The following is a 19,176-nucleotide window of genomic DNA, read 5'->3' as shown; positions in this document are numbered from 1 at the left end:
CTTAATTAAAAACACCAGGGCAGGATCATTTACCGAGAGTTCGATCTGAGAAATGGAACAAGATTAATCTTCTGGGGTTTGACGCTTTTTTTCATACCTGACTACAATAGGGAAGCTCGGAGCCTTTCATCCTTCCCAGGTAATAAAACCATCGATTCGTTGCTTGTACCTGCATAGTGCAGGTTTATTGTAGCAGGAGAAGCCTGCCATCGTCTCTATTAATTCATACACCGATCTGATTGTTGTGTAAATAAAATCCATTTACGCATTGCCTTATCATAAAAATATTTGTAAAAAACTTTTAAGTTTTTATTAAGTATACATTATTATTTTATATTTGTATACGAAAACAGATTGATTTCGTACCTACTCAGATCAACTAAACAAGGAAATCAACCATCTTAAAAATGAAATCAATGATGAAAAAATTAGAAAAGCTTCATTCAAAAATTATCATACTATCTATGATAGTTTTTTCTGCTAGTATCTGTAATAAAATTACTGCGCAGGAGACACAGATTATCTCCGGCACTATTTTAGACAGCATATCACAGATTACTTTACCCGGTGTAAATATTATGATCAAAAACACGAATCAAGGAACAATCAGTGATGAAAATGGAGAATTTGAATTAAACGCCAGTCCTCAGGATGTTCTCATTTTTTCGTACATTGGTTATGAGACGAAAGAAGTAGCCATCGGCTCAAACACCACTATAGAAGTCTTACTCCAGACAGAAGCACACGCCCTTGATGAACTGGTAGTAACTGGTTATACAACCGAGCGAAAAAAAGATATTACAGGATCTGTGTCCGTAGTCGATATGGAATCAGCCAAAGCTTTACCAACTGGTGCCACCATGCAGGCATTACAGGGACAAGCTTCGGGGGTCACAATTATAGCATCCGGAGTACCCGGACGAGCAGGGAACGTTAACATCCGGGGTATTTCTTCATTCGGTAATTCATCTCCACTTGTTTTGATAGATGGAGTAGAAGCCAACCTCAACGACATTAACCCCAATGACATTTCATCCATACAAATTCTAAAAGACGCAGGAGCAGCATCTATCTATGGTGTAAGGGGAGCCAATGGCGTGATAATTGTAACAACCAAGAAAGGAGCATCCGGTGCTCCGGTTGTTAGTTACGATGCTTACGTAGGTGTACAAACACCCTTAAGTGGAAATCCGTTTAATATTCTATTGGATGTGGAGGAATATGCGCGACTTTCCTTAATCGCAGATTCAAACAACCCTCTTTTCTCAAATGGAATCCCAGACTACATGTACGCGGGACCGGACGGAAAAGGTATTGCAAATGAGGGCGACCCCGCTATTGATCCGGAATTGTACAATTTCGATCCTTTTAATCCATCAACAAATTATTTGATTCAGAAAACAAATAAAGAAGGCACCAATTGGTTTCAAGAATTATTCAACCCGGCATTTCGAACCAATCACAATCTTTCAATTCGAGGTGGCACTGAAACATCTAATTATTTCGTATCTATGGGATATTTGGATCAGCAAGGTACGGTTACTGAAACGTATATCAAGAGGTATTCGGGACGGGTTAACACCTCCTTTGATATAGGCAAACATATTACCATCGGCCAAAATCTAAATTTATATTACAAACAAAATCCAGGTTTTACAACCGGAAATCAATTCGGATCAATCGCCGAAACAGCACGTATCATGCCCATGATTCCAGCCTATGATATTATGGGAAATTACGGTGGCACTCGATCAGGGGTCAATGTAGGAACAGCAACAAATCCGGTTGCAAATCAGGAAAGAACCACTCAAAATCAAGGCAATTCTTGGAACATAGTGGGAAATCTATTCCTGGATCTTAATTTACTAAAAAACCTTAAAGCCAGGACAAGCCTTGGAGGCGTGCTCACCAATGGGTACTCATATTCATTTTCAGATACCCCATACGAAAGAGCTGAAGGTTTTGCCAGCCCCAACTCATATAGTGAAAGTTCCTCATTCTCAAGGAGGTTAGTATGGACAAATACTTTGTCATTTAATGAAAAATTCGGCCTCCACTCCATCTCTGCACTGGCCGGAACCGAAGCAATAGAAAGCGTTTCAAGAGGGCTATCCGGATCCCGGCAAAATTACTTTACCAATGACCCCGATTACTTATTGTTGTCTACAGGAACCACTAATATTTCAAATGGAAGTAGTTCCAGTGAAGACGCTTTATGGTCAGTATTTTCTAAATTGGACTACGGGTATAATGACAAATACTTATTAGGAGGTACCATTCGTAGAGATGGATCCTCACGTTTTGGCCCCGAAAACAGATATGGAATTTTTTACTCTTTCTCTTTAGGATGGAGGCTGTCACAAGAAGCATTTATGAAATCTGTTTCTTGGCTTAATGACCTAAAAGTAAGAGGAAGCTACGGAGAAATGGGATCTCAAAACAACGTAAACGCAGTCAATCAATTTGACCTGTACGGCGGAGGGTTGGGAACCACTTATTATGACATTAAAGGTACTGGAAATAGTATAGTTCAGGGATTCACACAGACTCGAAGCGGCAATGTATTTACAGGCTGGGAACGAAATCTCGTAACCAACATCGGAATTGACGGCTCCATATTCAACTACCGAATTGATTTTTCACTTGAATATTATAAAAAATCTATTGATGGTTTGTTATTTAGTCAACCGCTCCCCGCTATCGCCGGTGGGGCCACTCCCGCTACCGTCAACATCGGAGATATTCAAAACAAAGGTGTTGACATAAGCCTCAAATACAACAGCCCATCCGGAAAAGACTTCACATATTCCGTAGGATTAAACTGGACCACCTACAAAAATGAAGTAATAAGCGTACCAGACCCCGGCTACTTTGATGCAGCCAGTCACCAGCAATTAGGAAATATCGTCAGAAATCAGGTAGGACAGGAAGTCAGTTCCTTCTTTGGCTATGAAGTTATAGGTCTATTTCAAAGTGAAACGGACGTTGAATCCTCACCAGAGCAAAGCGGTGCAGCACCAGGAAGATTTAAATATAAAGACGTCAATGCAGATGGTGTCATTTCAGAGGAAGACCGTACATTTTTGGGTTCCCCAAACCCGGACTTTACGTTTGGATTAAATCTATCCGCATCCTATAAAAACTGGGACCTTTCCACGAACCTTTACAGTTCCATAGGAAATGAGGCTGTTAATGCAATCAAAGTTCAATCGAATTTCTTTGGCACCTATACGGGAGCAATCAGTAGAGATTTATTAAATGCCTGGTCTCCGGAAAATCCAAATTCCAACATCCCAGTAATTGAGAGTCAAAACAGCTTCAGTACTGCTGGAGTATTCAATTCTTATTTCATGGAAGATGCTTCATTTTTGAAAATGAGATCCTTAATCCTAGGATATACTTTCGACAACCACTCACTTCAAAAAATTGCAAATTTTAGCAAGTTCAAATTATATGTTCAGGCTTTGAACCTTCTCACCGTAACCAACTATTCGGGACTGGACCCGGAAATCGAAGGAAATACTTCTAATTTTGGTATTGATTGGTCCAATTATCCTAATAACGAACCAGCGTTTCTCTTTGGAGTTAATCTATCTTTCTAAACACCATTTATTCTACCTCAAAGCAATTATAAAATTTAGATATCATGAAAGCATTTGACATAAAAAAAATACCATTCCTTTATTTAATTTTAATTTTTGTGCTCCTAGGAACCGGCTCCTGTAGTGATGATTTTTTGAATCGTAGTCCCAAAGGAACTATTTTCTCAGGAAGTCTAGCTAATGAATCGGGTGTAAATGGACTCTTAATCGGGGCATACTCTTTGCTAAACGAAAGTGGAACCGGAGGTACTGGGTGGCACATGGGCAGATGGATATTTGGAGGCGTAGCTTCTGACGATGCTCACACCGGGACTGAGGCAGGTGCACTTCAACCAGTTCCTGAATTCGAGAGTTATACCGCAACTTCCGCTACCAGAGGATTGAATGATAGGTGGAGAGTCTATTATGCAGCGGTTCAAAGATGTAATGATGTACTCCGACTGCTCCAGATTACTGAAGATAATAATAGCATTTCCCCGGAATCCGCTCAACAAATAAGAGCCGAAGCCCGATTTCTGAGAGGAGTCTATCATCTGTATATTGCCTTAATGTGGAAGAATATTCCATTTGTAGATGAAACCGTAAGTGCCAGTACAGGGAATTACTATGTTTCTAATACGGAAAATGCCTGGCCCAGAATTGAAGAAGATTTTGAATACGCTTCCAATAACTTAACCGAAACAAAAGCTGACGCCGGAAGAGCCAATAAATGGGCTGCCAAGTGTTTCCTTGTAAAATCCTATATGTTTCAAAATAAACACAGTGATGCCAAGCCTCTTCTTGACGATATTATTCAGAATGGTGTTACACCGGGTGGCCTAAAATACGATCTTAATGAACATTTTTTTGACAACTTTAACCCGGATACAAAAAACGGTCCGGAACAAGTATTTGCAGTAATGCACTCTGTAAACGACGGCGCTAACGGACAAAATGGAACTAGAAATAGCGGCGAAGGAAATTCCGGACCCTATGGTGGACCTTTTACCACATACGGGTTTTACCAACCTTCATTTAGCTTGGTAAACTCATACAAAACAGATGCCGAAACCGGATTACCTTTCATATCGTCATTCAATGACTCTGATGTCAAACACGATCTAAATATTCTCTCCAGTGAACCATTTGAACCCTATTCTGGCTCCTTAGATTCCCGCCTTGACTGGACCGTAGGAAGAAGGGGTATTCCGTACCTGGATTGGGGTGTCAATCCCGGTCTGGCATGGGTAAGACAACAGAGCGTAGCAGGTCCATACTTACATATCAAACACGTCAGTTTCCAATCCCAACCTCAAGCAATGGAAGTAAGAAGCACCTCAAATACATATAACCTTATTCGGTTTGCTGATGTATTACTTTGGGCTGCAGAAGTAGAAGTAGAATTGGGAAATCTTGAAAAAGCTGAAGAATATGTCAATAGGGTCCGCATGCGAGCCGCAAATCCGGATACCTGGGTAAAAAAATATATTGACAATAATGATCCTCTTGCAGGATTTTCAAACGAACCTGCAGCCAACTACAAGGTGGGACTATATTCCGGGCATTTTTTAGAAAACGGGCAAGATTTCGCAAGAGAAGCCGTACGATTTGAAAGAAAACTGGAATTAGGTATGGAACACCATCGATTCTTTGATTTGCAGCGATACGATAACGGTACCGGATATATGGCCGAGGTTCTCAATGAGTATATTGAACATGAGACCAGTATTCCGGATTATAATTTTTACTATATGGAAGGTGCTACATTTACTCAGGGAAAAAATGAAATATACCCAATACCAATAGAGCAAATTGATCTTAGTGTTAAAGACGGAGAACCTACTTTAATTCAAAATTCAGGCTATTAATACCGATCTTCAAGAGCGTTAAAGAATTTATGTTTATGAATACAAATACAAAAGCCTGGATCACTCTGATTTTTTGCAATTTCATCTGGGCTTTTCATTTTACATGCGTAAAATTAACACAGGATCAGGTAGGACCATATTTTACGGTTTGGGGTCCTATGTTGATATCGGTAGTACTATTGATCCCATTTGTATTTAGGGATTTTAAGAAAAGCGGAAAGCAAATACGAGATATTTTTATTTTTATCCAACTTGCAGCATTAGGGGCGTTTCCCGCTCAGGTATTAATGACCTGGGGAACACAAAATTCATTAGCCAGTAACGCGGCTATTTTAGTACTTACTTTGCCGATCCTGACTGCCATTTTTGCCTTTTTCTTATTGGGTGAAAAAATGAATAAGGTCAAGTGGATGAGCTTCGGAATAGCCATAATTGGGGTTTTCCTGTGCACTTTTGAAAACATCAGAGACATTGATTTCGGATCAAAGTATGCTGTAGGTAATATTTTAATTTTCGCAGCTTTGGTGGGAAACGGATATTACAATGTAGGATGTAAAAAAATAGCTAATCAATACACCGAAATTGAAATGGTGTTTTTCACCTATTTGATGATGGTAATCTTATTATTGCCATTTGTCCTTATCTATGAAAAAGATGTATTTGGCAGAATCCCATATTTTACGACACAAACCTGGATTGGAATGGGTGCATTAACATTATTCCATAACTTTCTATCAATGGTTCTTTTCTTTAGTGCATTAAAGCATTTGCAGGCTACTCAGGTTGCCGTTTCAAATTATCTGATTCCATTTTTTGGAATCCCCATCGCGGCCATTCTATTAGGTGAAAACCTCAATACCCAGGGAATCATCGGAGGTATTCTGGTTTTATGCTCTACCCTTTTATTGACAATTTATGACAGACCCAAACCAATGATCTATGAATAATGGAAAAAACCAGATAAATACCCCCAATATTAATGATGGGGATTGGTTCTCAGACAGGAACGGAAGATTTGAAAAGGACCTATTAATAATCCCTTTTCAAATTAACTTCCCCAGTGATAATCACATAAAAATTAACGGAGAAGAAGCTCAATTCAATGGACATTGCTTCGAAACTGAAATTGGATTGCGACCAGGTAAAAATAAAGTGGACATTGTTAACCTCACTTCGGGATATTCAGAAAACATCTTCATTTACAGAGGGGATTCATTTGAGGATAAGTACCGGCTTTCAATAGATGATTGCATTTGGTTTTTAAAAGATATCAATCAACACAAAAACCAATATAAATCTATCTTTGATAATCCATTTTTATCACTTTTTAGAGAACTTAACCAAAAGTACGGGACAAAAGTACATTTCAACTTGTTTTACAGAACCGAAGGTTTTGATTTATCAGAAATGACGGATCAATTCAAAGATGAATGGCAAGCAAATTCTGATTGGATCCGATTGAGCTTTCATGCTGAAAAGGAATTTCCTGATGCTCCATATACCAATGCGGATTATCAAACAGTGGCACAGGATTGTGCAAATATACACCGTGAAATCCTGCGCTTCGCTGGAAAAGAAGTAATGAGTCCTGTAACAACGGTACATTGGGGATCAGCAAATTTGGAAGGATGCAGAGCCTTGAAAGATGCCGGGTATAAGGCCCTAATTGGGTATTTCAATATTGACAACGAACTTCCGGCAGTCTCATATTATCTAAATTCGGAACAAATCCGAAACATTAAGAAAAAATTTATTTGGACTGATAATCAGGAAAATTTACTATTTATCCGCACCAGCATAGTCATAGATACAATCAAAAAAGATGATATTGAATCACATCTTACTAGTAATAAAGATAACGACGGACGATTGCCCCCATTTGTAGACTTTTTAGTTCACGAACAATATTTTTATCCTGACTATTTCAATTATCAGCAGGATTATGGAATTCGGATCGAAACTGCCCTAAAATGGGCTTTATCCAATCATTATTCCCCTGAATTTGTAGAAGATGCATTTTTAAAGTAATTCAATATGGAAAACAGCAGAAGAAACTTTATTAAGAAAAGCGGAACGGCACTTACGGGATGGAGCATGATGCCTTCATCCACACCATTTTTCAGCCATACTACTGAAAATGTGAAATCGGAATTCAACATGAGCGGATACGCAGCACCCATACTGGATACCGTAAGAATTGGGTTCATTGGGATCGGAAACCGGGGAATGAGTGCTGTAAAAAGAATGTGCAAAATCGAGGGGGTCGAAATTAAGGCTCTATGTGACCTGAGACCCGAAAGGGTTAGGGAAGGGATGGAGTATTGTAAGGAATTCAAGCACTTTCCCGATGAATACTCCGGAACTGAGAATATATGGAAAAAAGTATGCGAAAGAAAAGATATTGACCTGATCTATATACTCACTCCCTGGCGGTGGCACACACCCATGGCACTTATGTCTATGGAAAATGACAAACATGTTTGTGTAGAGGTTCCCGCTGCTCAAACAATTGAAGACTGCTGGAAATTAGTGGAAACCTCGGAAAAAACCCGAAAGCATTGCATGATGACAGAAAATTGCTGTTACGATTTCGAAGAAATGCTGATGTTGAACATGGCCAGAGATGGCTTTTTCGGAGAAATTATTCACTGTGAAGGCGCTTATATCCACGACCTTAAAGAATATCTTTTTGATAAAGATCGATTTTATCAAATGTGGGAACTTCACGAAATGTATAAAAACACGGGCAACTTATATCCGACACACGGGCTTGGACCCATATGTCAAATCCTTGATATCAATAGAGGAGACCGGATGGAATTCCTGGTTTCCGTATCCAGTGCAGATTTTTCATTAAACAAAATGGCACTGGAAAAGAGCAAAACAGATTCGTTTTACAATGATTTTGTCAATCAACCTTATAATGGGAATATAAATACAACTACGATAAAAACCCGGAAAGGAAAGACCATTGTTGTTCAATACGATGTAAGTTCCACAAGACCATATTCCAGAATTCACCTGGTTAGCGGAACCGAAGGTATGGCACGCAAATTTCCAAAACCGGTTAGGTTTTCCAGGGGACATGAATGGATTTCTGACGCCGAGATAGAAAAACTAAAGAAAGTATACGAACCTCCCATTATCAGTAAAATTGGTGAAATTGCTCGAAATATAGGTGGGCACGGAGGAATGGATTTCATTATGGACTGGAGAACCATTGATTGTCTGAGAAACGGAATACCCCTCGACCAGGACGTATACGATGCAGCATTGTGGAGTTCTGTCTTTCCACTGAGTATACAATCGGTCTCACAAAGATCCCGGTCCATAGATGTTCCCGATTTTACCCGTGGCGAATGGGTACAAAATCAACCTGTAGATATTTCCATGAAAACAGGCGGAAATACAAAAATAAAAGCAGATTAATGGAAACGCAATATAAAATAGCCGTAGTAGGTCTTGGGTTGATGGGGCAAAGTATCACCTCTTGCATATTACCTTCCTCTTCTGAGGTTATTGCATTTGACAAAAATACAACCCAAAATAGTATCGCTCTGAATAATATCAAAAACAATCTCAGAGAACAAAAAAATGAAGGAATAATTGATGAAGACCCTCATTCCTTGCTTAGTAAGTTAACCATTTCACATACAATAGAAAAGATTCGAAAATGCGATATTATTATTGAAACCATATCAGAAAATATTGATCAAAAAATAGCCTTATTATTGCAACTCGAAAATATTGTAGATTCCGGGGCGCTTATTTGTAGTAACACCTCTGCAATCCCCGTTTCACTTCTGCAAAAGGATATGCAGTTTCCAGAGCGTGTATTTGGATTACATTGGGCAGAACCTGCTCACATTACCCGTTTTATGGAAATTATCTGTGGAGACAAAAGTGATTCGACTCATTTATCGACTCTACTAAACCTTGCAAAAAAATGGGAAAAAGAACCTTCTGTTTTACATAAAGACATCAGGGGCTTTATTGCCAATCGAATAATGTACGCCATGCTCCGCGAAGCTTTCTTTCTGGTAGAAAACGGATATGCCACCTTCGAAAGCGTTGATCGGTCTTTAAGAAATGATGTCGGATATTGGATTTCCTTTGCAGGCCCTTTCAGATTTATGGACCTTACCGGTATTCCGGCATATCTTGCCGTTATGAAAGATTTATTTCCAGAACTCAATAACTCTACCAAACCTCCGGCTTTAATGGAAAAAATCGTTTCGGAAGGAGCTTTGGGAATAAAAAACGGTAAAGGATTTTACACGTATTCCAGGGAAAGCCGTCAAAAGTGGGAAGAACTATTTACTTCCTTCACTTATGATATTAGAAAACTTACTCACAAATATTCGACAGAAAAAATAAAGCAGTCAAGTGAAAAGTATTAGAAGATATCAGTATGAATAGCGTACTTCCAATTATGATTCGATTTATGTTTAATGCCCTTTTAATATTAAACACAACACTCTTATCAGGCAGTAATAAACCGAACATTGTCCTTATCATTGCAGATGATCTGGGATGGAATGACCTAGGGTGCTATGGCAACGAAAATGTATCGACCCCAAATATAGATCGGCTTGCCAAAGAGGGATTGAAGTTCAACAATACTTACCTTACTACAAGTTCCTGCAGCCCAAGCAGGTCAAGTATTATTTCAGGAAGGTTCCCACACAACACAGGATTTCCGGAATTTACCTACAAAGGGGCTCTGGCTAAGAATATTTCCACATTCCCATTATTATTAAAGCAGGCTGGATATTATACCGCTCAATCGGGAAAATGGCATTTGGGAGATAATCCGCGAAAGTCTTTTGACAAAATAAACGATAAAGAAATTGGCCCCGGAGGAGAATCGGATTGGATACATACCATAAAAAACAGACCAAAAAATCGGCCATTTTTTATGTGGTTTGCTTCCACAGACCCTCATAGGACCTGGGGGAAAAATGCATTCGCAGGAACCCATAAAGCTGATAAAATACAGCCACCACCCTTTTTAGCAGATACAAAATCAACCCGCGAAGACCTGGCAAAATATTACGATGAAATTACGCGCTTTGATCATTACGTTGGAGAAGTGGAAGAAGAGCTTAAGGCACAAGGGGTTTTAAACAATACCGTATTACTAATATTATCAGACAACGGAAGACCTTTCCCCCGATGTAAAACCCGGTTATATGATAGTGGGATTAAGACCCCTTTAGTAATAAAGTGGAAAAAGGGAATTAAAATGATGGGAGAAGAATGTAACGCCATGGTTAGTGCCATAGACATTGCTCCCACTATACTGGATATTGCAGGTATAGATATTCCTGCAAGCTTTCAGGGAAAAAGTTTCAAGTCATTATTTAATAATCCTACCCTGGAATTTCGAAAATATATATTTGCTGAACACAACTGGCATGGATTTGAAACATATGAAAGGATGGTGCGAACCAAAAACTTCATGTACATTATAAATAAAAGACCCTCACTTAGTAATCCACCTCCTTCAGATGCCATAAAAAGCCCATCATTTAAAGATTTAATTTTTTTAAAAAACAATGGGCAATTGTCTTCAACCCAAAACGATATATTTATTAATCCGAGACCACGCGAAGAGTTATACAATTGCATCAAAGACTCGCTACAACTATTTAATATTGCTTCATTGGCTTCATATAAAAAAGAATTAAAAACCCTTAGAAAGATAATGAAAAAATGGCAAAAAGCAACTGATGATTCCTTGCCTGATCATTTAACACCAGATTGGTATGACAGGAGCACAGGAATGCTGCTTCAAAATATTGAACATAAACCGGGAGAAATACCAAAAGGAATACGAGGTACCAAACCCGGAGGACCCCAAGCAATTACGGTAACTTCGGGAGGCCCATTTTAATTAAAAATTACATTATTTGAATTACATAAAAACTAACAATGATGAATATATCAAAATCAACGACTTCTCGTAGAAAATTTCTGAACACCTCAGCCATTGCAGCCGCGACCTTAGCCGTCTCCCCGAGATTCGCCTTTGCCGCACCTTTCACTTCCTCTCGAAAAGTACGCGTAGGAGTAGTGGGCGGAAGATTTGGGCTCGGATTTTACTTTAATGAACATCCCAATGTCACTGTTGAGGCAGTAAGTGATCTTAGAGCAGACAGGCGCGCGGACTTAATGAAGCGCTATGAATGCGACAAATCGTACGAGTCTTTAGAGATATTACTAAAAGATCCCAAAATTGAAGCGGTTGGATTATTTACTCCAGCACCTGACCACGCTAATCATGTAGTTCAAACCCTGGAAGCAGGCAAACACGCACTTTGCGCTGTACCTGCAGCCCTGACCATCCCCGATTGCTACCGCATACTTGATGCTGTTAAACGAAGTGGTAAAAAATACATGATGGCCGAGACATCAACCTATCGGCAGGAAACTATTACCGCCAAAAAGATGTACAAGGAAGGGAAATTCGGAAATATCATGAGTAGTTCCGCTCAATATTACCACCCGGGACTTGAAGAATTATATTTCGAACCAAACGGAACAGCAACATGGCGACACGGTCTTCCTCCCATGTTGTATCCCACCCATGTTACCGCATTTTTAATTGCTGTAACCGGGGAACGCCTCACTCATGCGACCGGAATCGGATGGGGAGATAACGACCCTATCCTGAAAGGGAACCCGTACGACAATCCTTTCTGGAACACCACAGCTCTCTTTAAAACCGACAAAGGCAATGCTTTCACAGGGGAAGTTTGCTGGCGTGGAGCGCTATCTCATTGCGAGAGAGGGGAATGGAACGGGGATAAAATGAGCTATTATATGGGCTATAAAAATGAACCCGTACACACAGTTCACGCGGGAGACAAAATGGTAAAGGACGACGGTGGATTTACCGTTGCGCACCCGGAACTCAAACCCTACGATCAGGAAAAATGGTATGAAACGGATTTGTTACCTAAGCCTATGCAGCATAATTCAGGGCATGGTGGATCACATACTTTTATAACACATGAATTTATTTCTTCAATTATTGAGGATCGAGAACCGGAAATCAATATTTATGAAGCATTGGCATATACGGCTCCGGGAATCATTGCTCACGAATCGGCTCTGAATGACGGAGAGCACATGAGAATACCAAATTTTGATCCCCAGTAAATCTTGTATACTTTAAAAGCTTAAAAAAATTAAGACTTACGAATAAAATTAATTTTTCCCTTCAAATCTCGGGAAAGCAGATTATATGAAATAACAAATCACTCATGAATAATTGGCAAAAATCAAAAGAATTAATAGAAGAAAATGAAAAGTGGATACCAGGTGGCGTAGTATCCCTAAATCGGAAATCCGAACCAAATATTTGCTTTACAAAAGGAACGGGTAGTCATGTAATTGACCTGGACAATAATGAATACATTGACTATCAAGCAGGTTTTGCAGCATCATTTCTGGGACACAATGATCCGGATATCAATGAAGAAGTACGGAGGACTCTCGAAAATCAACACATATTAATGGGGGCCGGACCTACGGATTTGGAAGGTGAATTGGCCCATTTGTTCTGCGATGCTATACCAGGTGTAGAGAGCATCCAGGTAACCACTACAGGTTCCGAAGCAACGTATCACGCCATTAGAATTGCCCGCGCGGCAACCGGGAAAGACCACATCATAATTATGCAAGGTGGATATAATGGATGGCATAACGATGTGGCCTGCAATGTAATCAGCACAAAAGAAGCTATAGGTCCCAGGGTAAGCCCTGGAGAATATCCCATTGATTCGATATCAGCTGGAATACCCGAATCCAGTAAGCACTTGGTCCATGTAATTAATTTCAATGACCTGGACTCTGTCGAATATGTTTTAAAACGTTATGATGTGGCGTGTATTTTGCTAGAACCGATTCTACAAAACATAGGCATCGTCAAACCCAGAGAAGGATATCTGCAGGGGTTGAGGAAATTAGCGGATAAACATGGATTCCTCCTTATTTTTGATGAGGTTAAAACCGGTTTTCGGCATGCTCTCGGAGGCTACCAAAGTATTTGTGGGGTGACACCCGACCTCAGTACCTTTGGTAAAGCTGTAGCCAATGGCTATCCTCTTGGCGTTATCGGTGGCAAAAAGGAATACATGGATTATTTCATCCATCCGGATAAAGAAAAAAGGGTATTGATTGCAGGAACCTTCAATGCCTTTCCATTAACCACCGCAGCCGCCATTGCAACGATCAAAAAACTTTCTTCAGACAAGTACAATGTATATGAATATGTCGAAAACCTGGGAAGATCCCTTGAGAAAGGATTAAATGAAATCTTTAAAAACTTTGATCTTGAATTTTTCGTAGCTCGCCAGGGCTCGGCTTTTTGTACTTACTTCATGGATCATGCCCCAATAGATTTTCACGATATTATTGATCATCACGACTTTGACTTCGACCGAAAATACCGACTGGAATTAATAGAACAGGGTGTTTTCAATTTCCCACTTCCCATCAAACAAGGAAGTATTTCTTTTGCGCATACTCCTGAAGATATTGATTACACTCTGGAAAGTACAGAAAAAGTTTTGAAAAAATTGTTGTCAAAGTCAGATTCCAGGCTCGCTGTAAAAAATAAAGTATGAATAGAGCATAAACTTTTTTAATCAAAGATCTATACCGGAAATGATTAAAAAATTCAAAGGAATTCTCAAAAAGTAATCCCTTCGGGGCAGAATGTTATCAAAAAATTTAATAGATGAAAATCACCAACATAGAAACTTTTGTATGTCATGCCCGAATGCGCAACTGGATATTTGTCAAAATACACACAGACCAGGCAGGTTTATGGGGCTGGGGTGAAGCGACACTTGAGTGGCATACGCGTTCAGTAATTGGTGCGATAGAAGATCTTTCTACCCTTATCGTGGGTGAGGACCCCAGACGTATTGAACACTTATGGCAAATGATGTACAGGCAACACTTCTGGCACGGGAACGGTATCGTACGAGGTACGGCTATCAGTGGAATTGATATTGCCCTTTGGGATATTTTGGGAAAAATTCATAATGTTCCATGCCATGAATTATGGGGAGGAAGAGTGCGAGATCACATTCGTTTATATTGTCATCTCGGTGGAGGTAAGATGGAAGACTTTTATGAAACCCAACCAAACGATGCCAAAAGATTTGGGGAATTGGCGCTTCAAGCAACAGATGAAGGATTTACCGCTTTTAAATCCATGGCGGTACCCGAAACCATGCCTTTGGAAGGACTCAAACCCATCCATTATGCAGTGGCTTGCGTACAAGCCATGAGAGAAGCTGTGGGAGATCAAATCGACATTATGGTTGATTGTCATGCCCGCCCCAGCCCAAGAATGGGAATGCTCTTTGCCAAAGCACTGGAACCCTATGGCCTCTATTTCTTTGAAGAACCTTGCTGGCCTGAAACTATTGAAGATATTGCTCTTATTCAAAGATCTGTATCTACCCCAATAGCCAGTGGAGAAAGATTGATCGGAGTTCACGCATTTCGAGATATGCTCGAAAAAAGGGCCGTAAGTATAATCCAACCCGATATCACCCATTGTGGAGGACTCAGTGAAATACGGAAAATTGCTTCTATTGCAGAAGCCTACCGGGTATCTATAGCACCACACAATCCTCAAGGGCCTGTAAGTACTGCTGCATCCATCGAATTTGGGTTTTCCTGTCCCTCTTATATGATCTGTGAAAGTGTCCACAATGACGTCCCATGGAGGGAAGAAATCATATCAGAAGGCTTTACTGTTGAAAAAATAGGCCGAATAGTCAGACCCAATGAAAAACCGGGATTAGGTATTGAAATTAACGAAGATGTCATTAAAAAACATCCGTTTCAACAAGAGGTCTTACAAAGGACATTTTATGCTGACGGAAGTGTGGGAGATTGGTGATAATAGTCAATGATTGTAGGAATGAATCTTTCAATTAAGTAGAACAAGGACTTGTTAAATAAAAGTAATAACATGGATCGAATTTTTGAAGGGAAAGTAGCTATTATCAGTGGAGGACTCGGAGACATCGGGAAAGCTACCGCAGCAGCATTTGCCCGTAGGGGGGCATCCATTGCCATTTGTGATTTGCATAGTCAAGACGTTGCTTCAAATACCGTAGCAGCACTTGAAAAATATAATGTGGAATGTCTGTATCACCAGGTTGATATTTCCAAATACAACCAGGTAAAGAAATGGATAGACTCTATAGAAAATACTATAGGCACGCCACAATATATTATAGCGAACGCAGCTACAGCCACTATGGCTGGTATTCATCAGGTCACCCCAGACCAATGGCAAAAAGAAATAGATATCAATCTCAACGGATCTTATTATGTAACCCGGGATACCACAGCCAGACTTCTGTCACAGAAATTGCCGGGAAGAGTCGTTTTCACAGGAAGCTGGGCTGCCCATTCTGTACATCAACATATGCCGGCATACAGCGTATCCAAAGCTGCTATCCGTATGTTATGTAAATGTATGGCAAAAGATTTAGCTGCTTATGACATTTTAGTAAATGAAATTGCTCCCGGATATGTAAAAGCAGGGCTAAGTGGCAATATATGGAAAGAAAATCCAGGCATGGAAAAAGAATCCATCGAAAAAGTGCCCGTTCATCGCCTGATCTCCGCTAATGAAGTAGCAGAACAAATTATCCATTTATGCCTACCTGAAAATCAACATATGACCGGAAGCACACTGTTAATGGATGGAGGATTATCACTTTAATATCAGGAATATGACAAAACCAAGTACACATACTACTCCATCGTCATTTAAGGGATTTATTGGTGTATCAAGTCAGGATATTACTCCCAGCATAGGGATCTATACAGGGAATTGGGGTGCCGCTGATATCCACGTAGCCACTGGAATTCACCAATCGCTTATGATGTCGTGTATGACTTTTCAGACTGAAAAAAACAATTCTCCTTTGGTATTATTGACGGTAGACCTGGGATGGTGGAAAAACAGCCAGGATGAAAAAGAATTGAGAAGTCGAATACTGAATTCTATAAATATACCCGAACCCAATCTGATGCTCTGCCTTTCGCACACACACTCTGGTCCCAGTATTTGCCAGGCTGATAAGGACAAAAAAGGTGGAGAACTCATACCTGAATATTTCGATTTTTTAATAAAAACTGCCATAGATCTTATATCAAATGCCCTGGGACAAGCATCTATTGCCTGCTTGTCGTGGAGTTACGGAAAATGTTCGCTTGCCCAAAATCGCGACCTTAAAGACTCTGACAAGGATAGATACCTGGTTGGATACAATCCGGAGGCAGAAGCCGATGATACGCTTTTGGTAGGTCGAGCGACAAATTCAAATGGGCAAATAATAGGTACAATCGTTAATTATGCCTGTCACCCGACTACGCTGGCCTGGGAAAATACTTTATTATCCCCGGACTATATAGGAAGTATGCGTGAAATAGTGACGAATAACACCCAATCCCCGGTATTGTTTTTACAGGGGGCCTCCGGAGAATTGGCTCCAGCAATACAATATACCGGAGACACAAAAGTAGCAGAGGGCCATGGACGGGAATTGGGATATGCAGTGCTATCTACACTTGAATCCATGCCGCTTCCCGAAACCACTATCAGATTTAAACAAGCTTTGGAATCAGGAGCCCCTCTGGCGCTTTGGTCTTCTGAACATCATAGACCCGACAAAAGTGCCAATGCCCTTCATCAACATATCTCCTATGAAGTAAAATCTATGAATGATGCAAAGACCCTGGAAGGAATGTGGAAAAAAACAAGGGACCCTGTTGAAAAAGAGCGCCTCTGGAGAAAATATTGCATTCGGTCAGCGATCGGAGACGGGGAAAGAACCAATGTGCCTATTTGGATATGGAAACTTGGGGGAGCTTTTTTGATAGGTCAACCCAATGAAGCCTATTCCGTTTTTCAGCAAACCATACGAGATCAATTCAACCAACATCATATTGCAATCATGAACCTGGTAAATGGTTCCATTGGATACCTGCCCCCTAAAGACTTTTATAGTGAAAACATTTACTCAGTATGGCAGACTCCATTTGAAAAAGGCTCTCTGGAAAACTTAATCAAAGAAACATCCGAATTTATCCATCAAATGAAAAGGAACTAATGGATCTGAATCTGACTTCCCTTGACATTGCTATTTTTGCAATTTACATACTAGCTATTATTGGAGTAGGTATTTGGGCTTCGCGAAAAGGCCAAAAAACCAAAAGAGACTATTTCCTGGCAGGGGACAAACTTCCCTGGTATATGATCGGAGGTAGTATAATTGCAGCCAATATAAGCAGCCACCACCTGGTCGGGGCTATGGGAGTGGCTTACGAAAGAGGTTTTGTAGCAGTAGTGGTTGAATGGGGTGCTGTATTGATTGGATTCAATGCATTACTTTGGATCTTTTTACCCTTTTATATCCGCAATGGATTTTATACCGTTCCCGAGTTTCTTCACAAAAGATTCGGGACTGCTTCAAGGACAGTTTATTCTGCTCTTATTCTGTTTACCTACGTATTAGTAGAAATAAGCGGGGTGTTGTATCTGGGAGCACTGGCCTTACATTCCCTTCTCGGAATCCCAATAATGTCCAGCGTCGTCACGCTTGCACTTCTCACCGGAATCTATACTATTGCCGGGGGTTTGAGAGCAGTAGTTTGGACAGAAATGTTGCAGCTGGGTATTTTAATTTTGGGAGGAATTATCCTTACATTTGCTACTGTAAATGCCACAGGCGGATGGTCATCCGTTCTGGAAACTTCGAAAGATTGGGATATAATATTACCTGCTAATGATCCGGATTTCCCCTGGACAATGTATCTAGGCGGGATGCTGTGCATCAGCATCTTCTATTGTGCTACCAATCAGTTTATCGTACAACGTGTAATGGCTGCTAAAAATGAATGGCATGCCCGGATGGGGGTAATTTTTGGTGACTATCTCAAATTCCTGGTACCTTTGATAATTGTTGTTCCCGCATTGGTGGCACCGCAGATTTTTCCGGACCTGGAACAACCTGACTTGCTTTTCCCTATGCTTGTAGAAGAATTATTACCTGCGGGACTGGTAGGGTTGGTTATGGCAGGGCTTATCGCCGCAATCATGTCGCATCTTTCCGGGGCTATCAATTCTTGCACAACCATATTAACTGTAGATGTTTACCTTCCTTATTTCAAGAAAAATGCTTCTGAAAAACAAGCAGTTCGTTTTGGTCGAATCTCGGGAACAGTAATTATTGTCATCGGCATCCTATGTACGGCACTCTTTCTCGAACATTCGGATAAACCGGTATTTCTTTATTTACTCAATGCATATGGATTGTTTACTCCCGGAATTGCCACTATGTTTCTAATGGGAATCTTGTGGAAAAGAACAACACATGCCGGGGCTCTGGCAGCCGGGATATTGACCATCCCTATGTCTATAGCCATGGAAATATGGTTTCCCGGCATGCCCTTCTTCAATCGAACAGGCATTGTCTTCTGGACCTGTATGCTGGTTTGTGTGGCCATTAGTTTGTTCACAAAACCCAAGACCGAAGCTGAGTTAGAAGGTTTGATCTGGACCAAAGAAAGCCTTTCACTACCTCCTTCGGAAAGGGCTCTTCAAAGAGGGGTCAGACACCCTGTGATCTGGTGGGGATTGATTACCGCTATTATTTTGTTCTTTTATATCCGGTATGCTTAAATTC

The 19,176-nt window shown here is 40.4% G+C and carries 13 protein-coding genes; all 13 read left to right on the top strand.

Annotated elements, in window-relative coordinates:
* Nucleotides 1–416: 416 nt before the first annotated feature.
* The 13 genes from LVD47_RS03400 to LVD47_RS03340 all read left to right on the top strand — a co-directional run bounded on the left by LVD47_RS03400 (nucleotide 417) and on the right by LVD47_RS03340 (nucleotide 19,172).
* Nucleotides 417–3,602, top strand: coding sequence for a SusC/RagA family TonB-linked outer membrane protein (locus LVD47_RS03400; RefSeq protein WP_236974136.1), 3,186 nt, complete (start codon nucleotides 417–419; stop codon nucleotides 3,600–3,602).
* A gap of 44 nt (nucleotides 3,603–3,646) precedes the next feature.
* Complete coding sequence (locus tag LVD47_RS03395; RefSeq protein WP_236974135.1) at nucleotides 3,647–5,449, top strand: RagB/SusD family nutrient uptake outer membrane protein; 1,803 nt, start codon at nucleotides 3,647–3,649, stop codon at nucleotides 5,447–5,449.
* 35 nt (nucleotides 5,450–5,484) lie between these two features.
* On the top strand, nucleotides 5,485–6,396 hold the full coding sequence (locus LVD47_RS03390) for a DMT family transporter (RefSeq protein ID WP_236974134.1): 912 nt from the start codon (nucleotides 5,485–5,487) through the stop codon (nucleotides 6,394–6,396).
* Entirely contained in the window at nucleotides 6,389–7,477 is a 1,089-nt protein-coding gene (locus LVD47_RS03385) for a hypothetical protein (RefSeq protein ID WP_236974133.1), read from the top strand. Before LVD47_RS03390 ends, LVD47_RS03385 begins: the two co-directional genes overlap by 8 nt.
* Nucleotides 7,478–7,483: 6 nt before the next feature.
* Nucleotides 7,484–8,878 carry a Gfo/Idh/MocA family protein gene (locus tag LVD47_RS03380; protein WP_236974132.1) on the top strand — a complete coding sequence of 465 codons (1,395 nt, stop codon included), beginning with the start codon at nucleotides 7,484–7,486 and terminating at the stop codon, nucleotides 8,876–8,878.
* Nucleotides 8,878–9,849 carry a 3-hydroxyacyl-CoA dehydrogenase family protein gene (locus LVD47_RS03375; RefSeq protein ID WP_236974131.1) on the top strand — a complete coding sequence of 324 codons (972 nt, stop codon included), beginning with the start codon at nucleotides 8,878–8,880 and terminating at the stop codon, nucleotides 9,847–9,849. Before LVD47_RS03380 ends, LVD47_RS03375 begins: the two co-directional genes overlap by 1 nt.
* A gap of 11 nt (nucleotides 9,850–9,860) precedes the next feature.
* Nucleotides 9,861–11,345, top strand: coding sequence for a sulfatase family protein (locus tag LVD47_RS03370; RefSeq protein ID WP_236974130.1), 1,485 nt, complete (start codon nucleotides 9,861–9,863; stop codon nucleotides 11,343–11,345).
* Between the two features lie 38 nt (nucleotides 11,346–11,383).
* A complete protein-coding gene (locus LVD47_RS03365; protein ID WP_236974129.1) occupies nucleotides 11,384–12,613 on the top strand; it encodes a Gfo/Idh/MocA family oxidoreductase in 1,230 nt (409 codons plus the stop codon).
* Nucleotides 12,614–12,717: 104 nt separating this feature from the next.
* Nucleotides 12,718–14,082, top strand: coding sequence for an aspartate aminotransferase family protein (locus LVD47_RS03360; RefSeq protein WP_236974128.1), 1,365 nt, complete (start codon nucleotides 12,718–12,720; stop codon nucleotides 14,080–14,082).
* 113 nt (nucleotides 14,083–14,195) lie between these two features.
* Complete coding sequence (gene dgoD, locus LVD47_RS03355; protein WP_236974127.1) at nucleotides 14,196–15,374, top strand: galactonate dehydratase; 1,179 nt, start codon at nucleotides 14,196–14,198, stop codon at nucleotides 15,372–15,374.
* Nucleotides 15,375–15,446: 72 nt separating this feature from the next.
* Entirely contained in the window at nucleotides 15,447–16,208 is a 762-nt protein-coding gene (locus tag LVD47_RS03350; protein ID WP_236974126.1) for an SDR family NAD(P)-dependent oxidoreductase, read from the top strand.
* 10 nt (nucleotides 16,209–16,218) lie between these two features.
* The gene (locus tag LVD47_RS03345) at nucleotides 16,219–17,601 is read left to right on the top strand and encodes a hypothetical protein (RefSeq protein WP_236974125.1); all 1,383 of its coding nucleotides are present in this window, start codon (nucleotides 16,219–16,221) and stop codon (nucleotides 17,599–17,601) included.
* Nucleotides 17,601–19,172: an SLC5 family protein gene (locus LVD47_RS03340; RefSeq protein WP_236974124.1), complete on the top strand. Its 1,572-nt coding sequence runs from the start codon at nucleotides 17,601–17,603 to the stop codon at nucleotides 19,170–19,172. The genes LVD47_RS03345 and LVD47_RS03340 overlap by 1 nt, the downstream gene beginning before the upstream one ends.
* Nucleotides 19,173–19,176 lie beyond the last annotated feature (4 nt).

It is taken from the genome of Membranihabitans maritimus, assembly GCF_021729145.1.
Classification (GTDB): Bacteria; Bacteroidota; Bacteroidia; order Chitinophagales; family Saprospiraceae; genus Membranihabitans; species Membranihabitans maritimus.
Note: the sequence above shows the minus strand (reverse complement) of the source record. Positions and strands in the feature narration are given on the sequence as shown.

What these genes read in the sequence shown, in the direction of transcription:
- LVD47_RS03380 (WP_236974132.1), top strand. Translation starts at nt 7,484, where the DNA reads ATGGAAAACAGCAGAAGAAACTTTATTAAGAAAAGCGGAACGGCACTT.
- LVD47_RS03400 (WP_236974136.1), top strand. Translation starts at nt 417, where the DNA reads ATGATGAAAAAATTAGAAAAGCTTCATTCAAAAATTATCATACTATCT.
- LVD47_RS03375 (WP_236974131.1), top strand. Translation starts at nt 8,878, where the DNA reads ATGGAAACGCAATATAAAATAGCCGTAGTAGGTCTTGGGTTGATGGGG.
- LVD47_RS03340 (WP_236974124.1), top strand. Translation starts at nt 17,601, where the DNA reads ATGGATCTGAATCTGACTTCCCTTGACATTGCTATTTTTGCAATTTAC.
- LVD47_RS03370 (WP_236974130.1), top strand. Translation starts at nt 9,861, where the DNA reads ATGAATAGCGTACTTCCAATTATGATTCGATTTATGTTTAATGCCCTT.
- LVD47_RS03345 (WP_236974125.1), top strand. Translation starts at nt 16,219, where the DNA reads ATGACAAAACCAAGTACACATACTACTCCATCGTCATTTAAGGGATTT.
- LVD47_RS03390 (WP_236974134.1), top strand. Translation starts at nt 5,485, where the DNA reads ATGAATACAAATACAAAAGCCTGGATCACTCTGATTTTTTGCAATTTC.
- LVD47_RS03360 (WP_236974128.1), top strand. Translation starts at nt 12,718, where the DNA reads ATGAATAATTGGCAAAAATCAAAAGAATTAATAGAAGAAAATGAAAAG.
- LVD47_RS03395 (WP_236974135.1), top strand. Translation starts at nt 3,647, where the DNA reads ATGAAAGCATTTGACATAAAAAAAATACCATTCCTTTATTTAATTTTA.
- LVD47_RS03385 (WP_236974133.1), top strand. Translation starts at nt 6,389, where the DNA reads ATGAATAATGGAAAAAACCAGATAAATACCCCCAATATTAATGATGGG.
- dgoD (WP_236974127.1), top strand. Translation starts at nt 14,196, where the DNA reads ATGAAAATCACCAACATAGAAACTTTTGTATGTCATGCCCGAATGCGC.
- LVD47_RS03365 (WP_236974129.1), top strand. Translation starts at nt 11,384, where the DNA reads ATGATGAATATATCAAAATCAACGACTTCTCGTAGAAAATTTCTGAAC.
- LVD47_RS03350 (WP_236974126.1), top strand. Translation starts at nt 15,447, where the DNA reads ATGGATCGAATTTTTGAAGGGAAAGTAGCTATTATCAGTGGAGGACTC.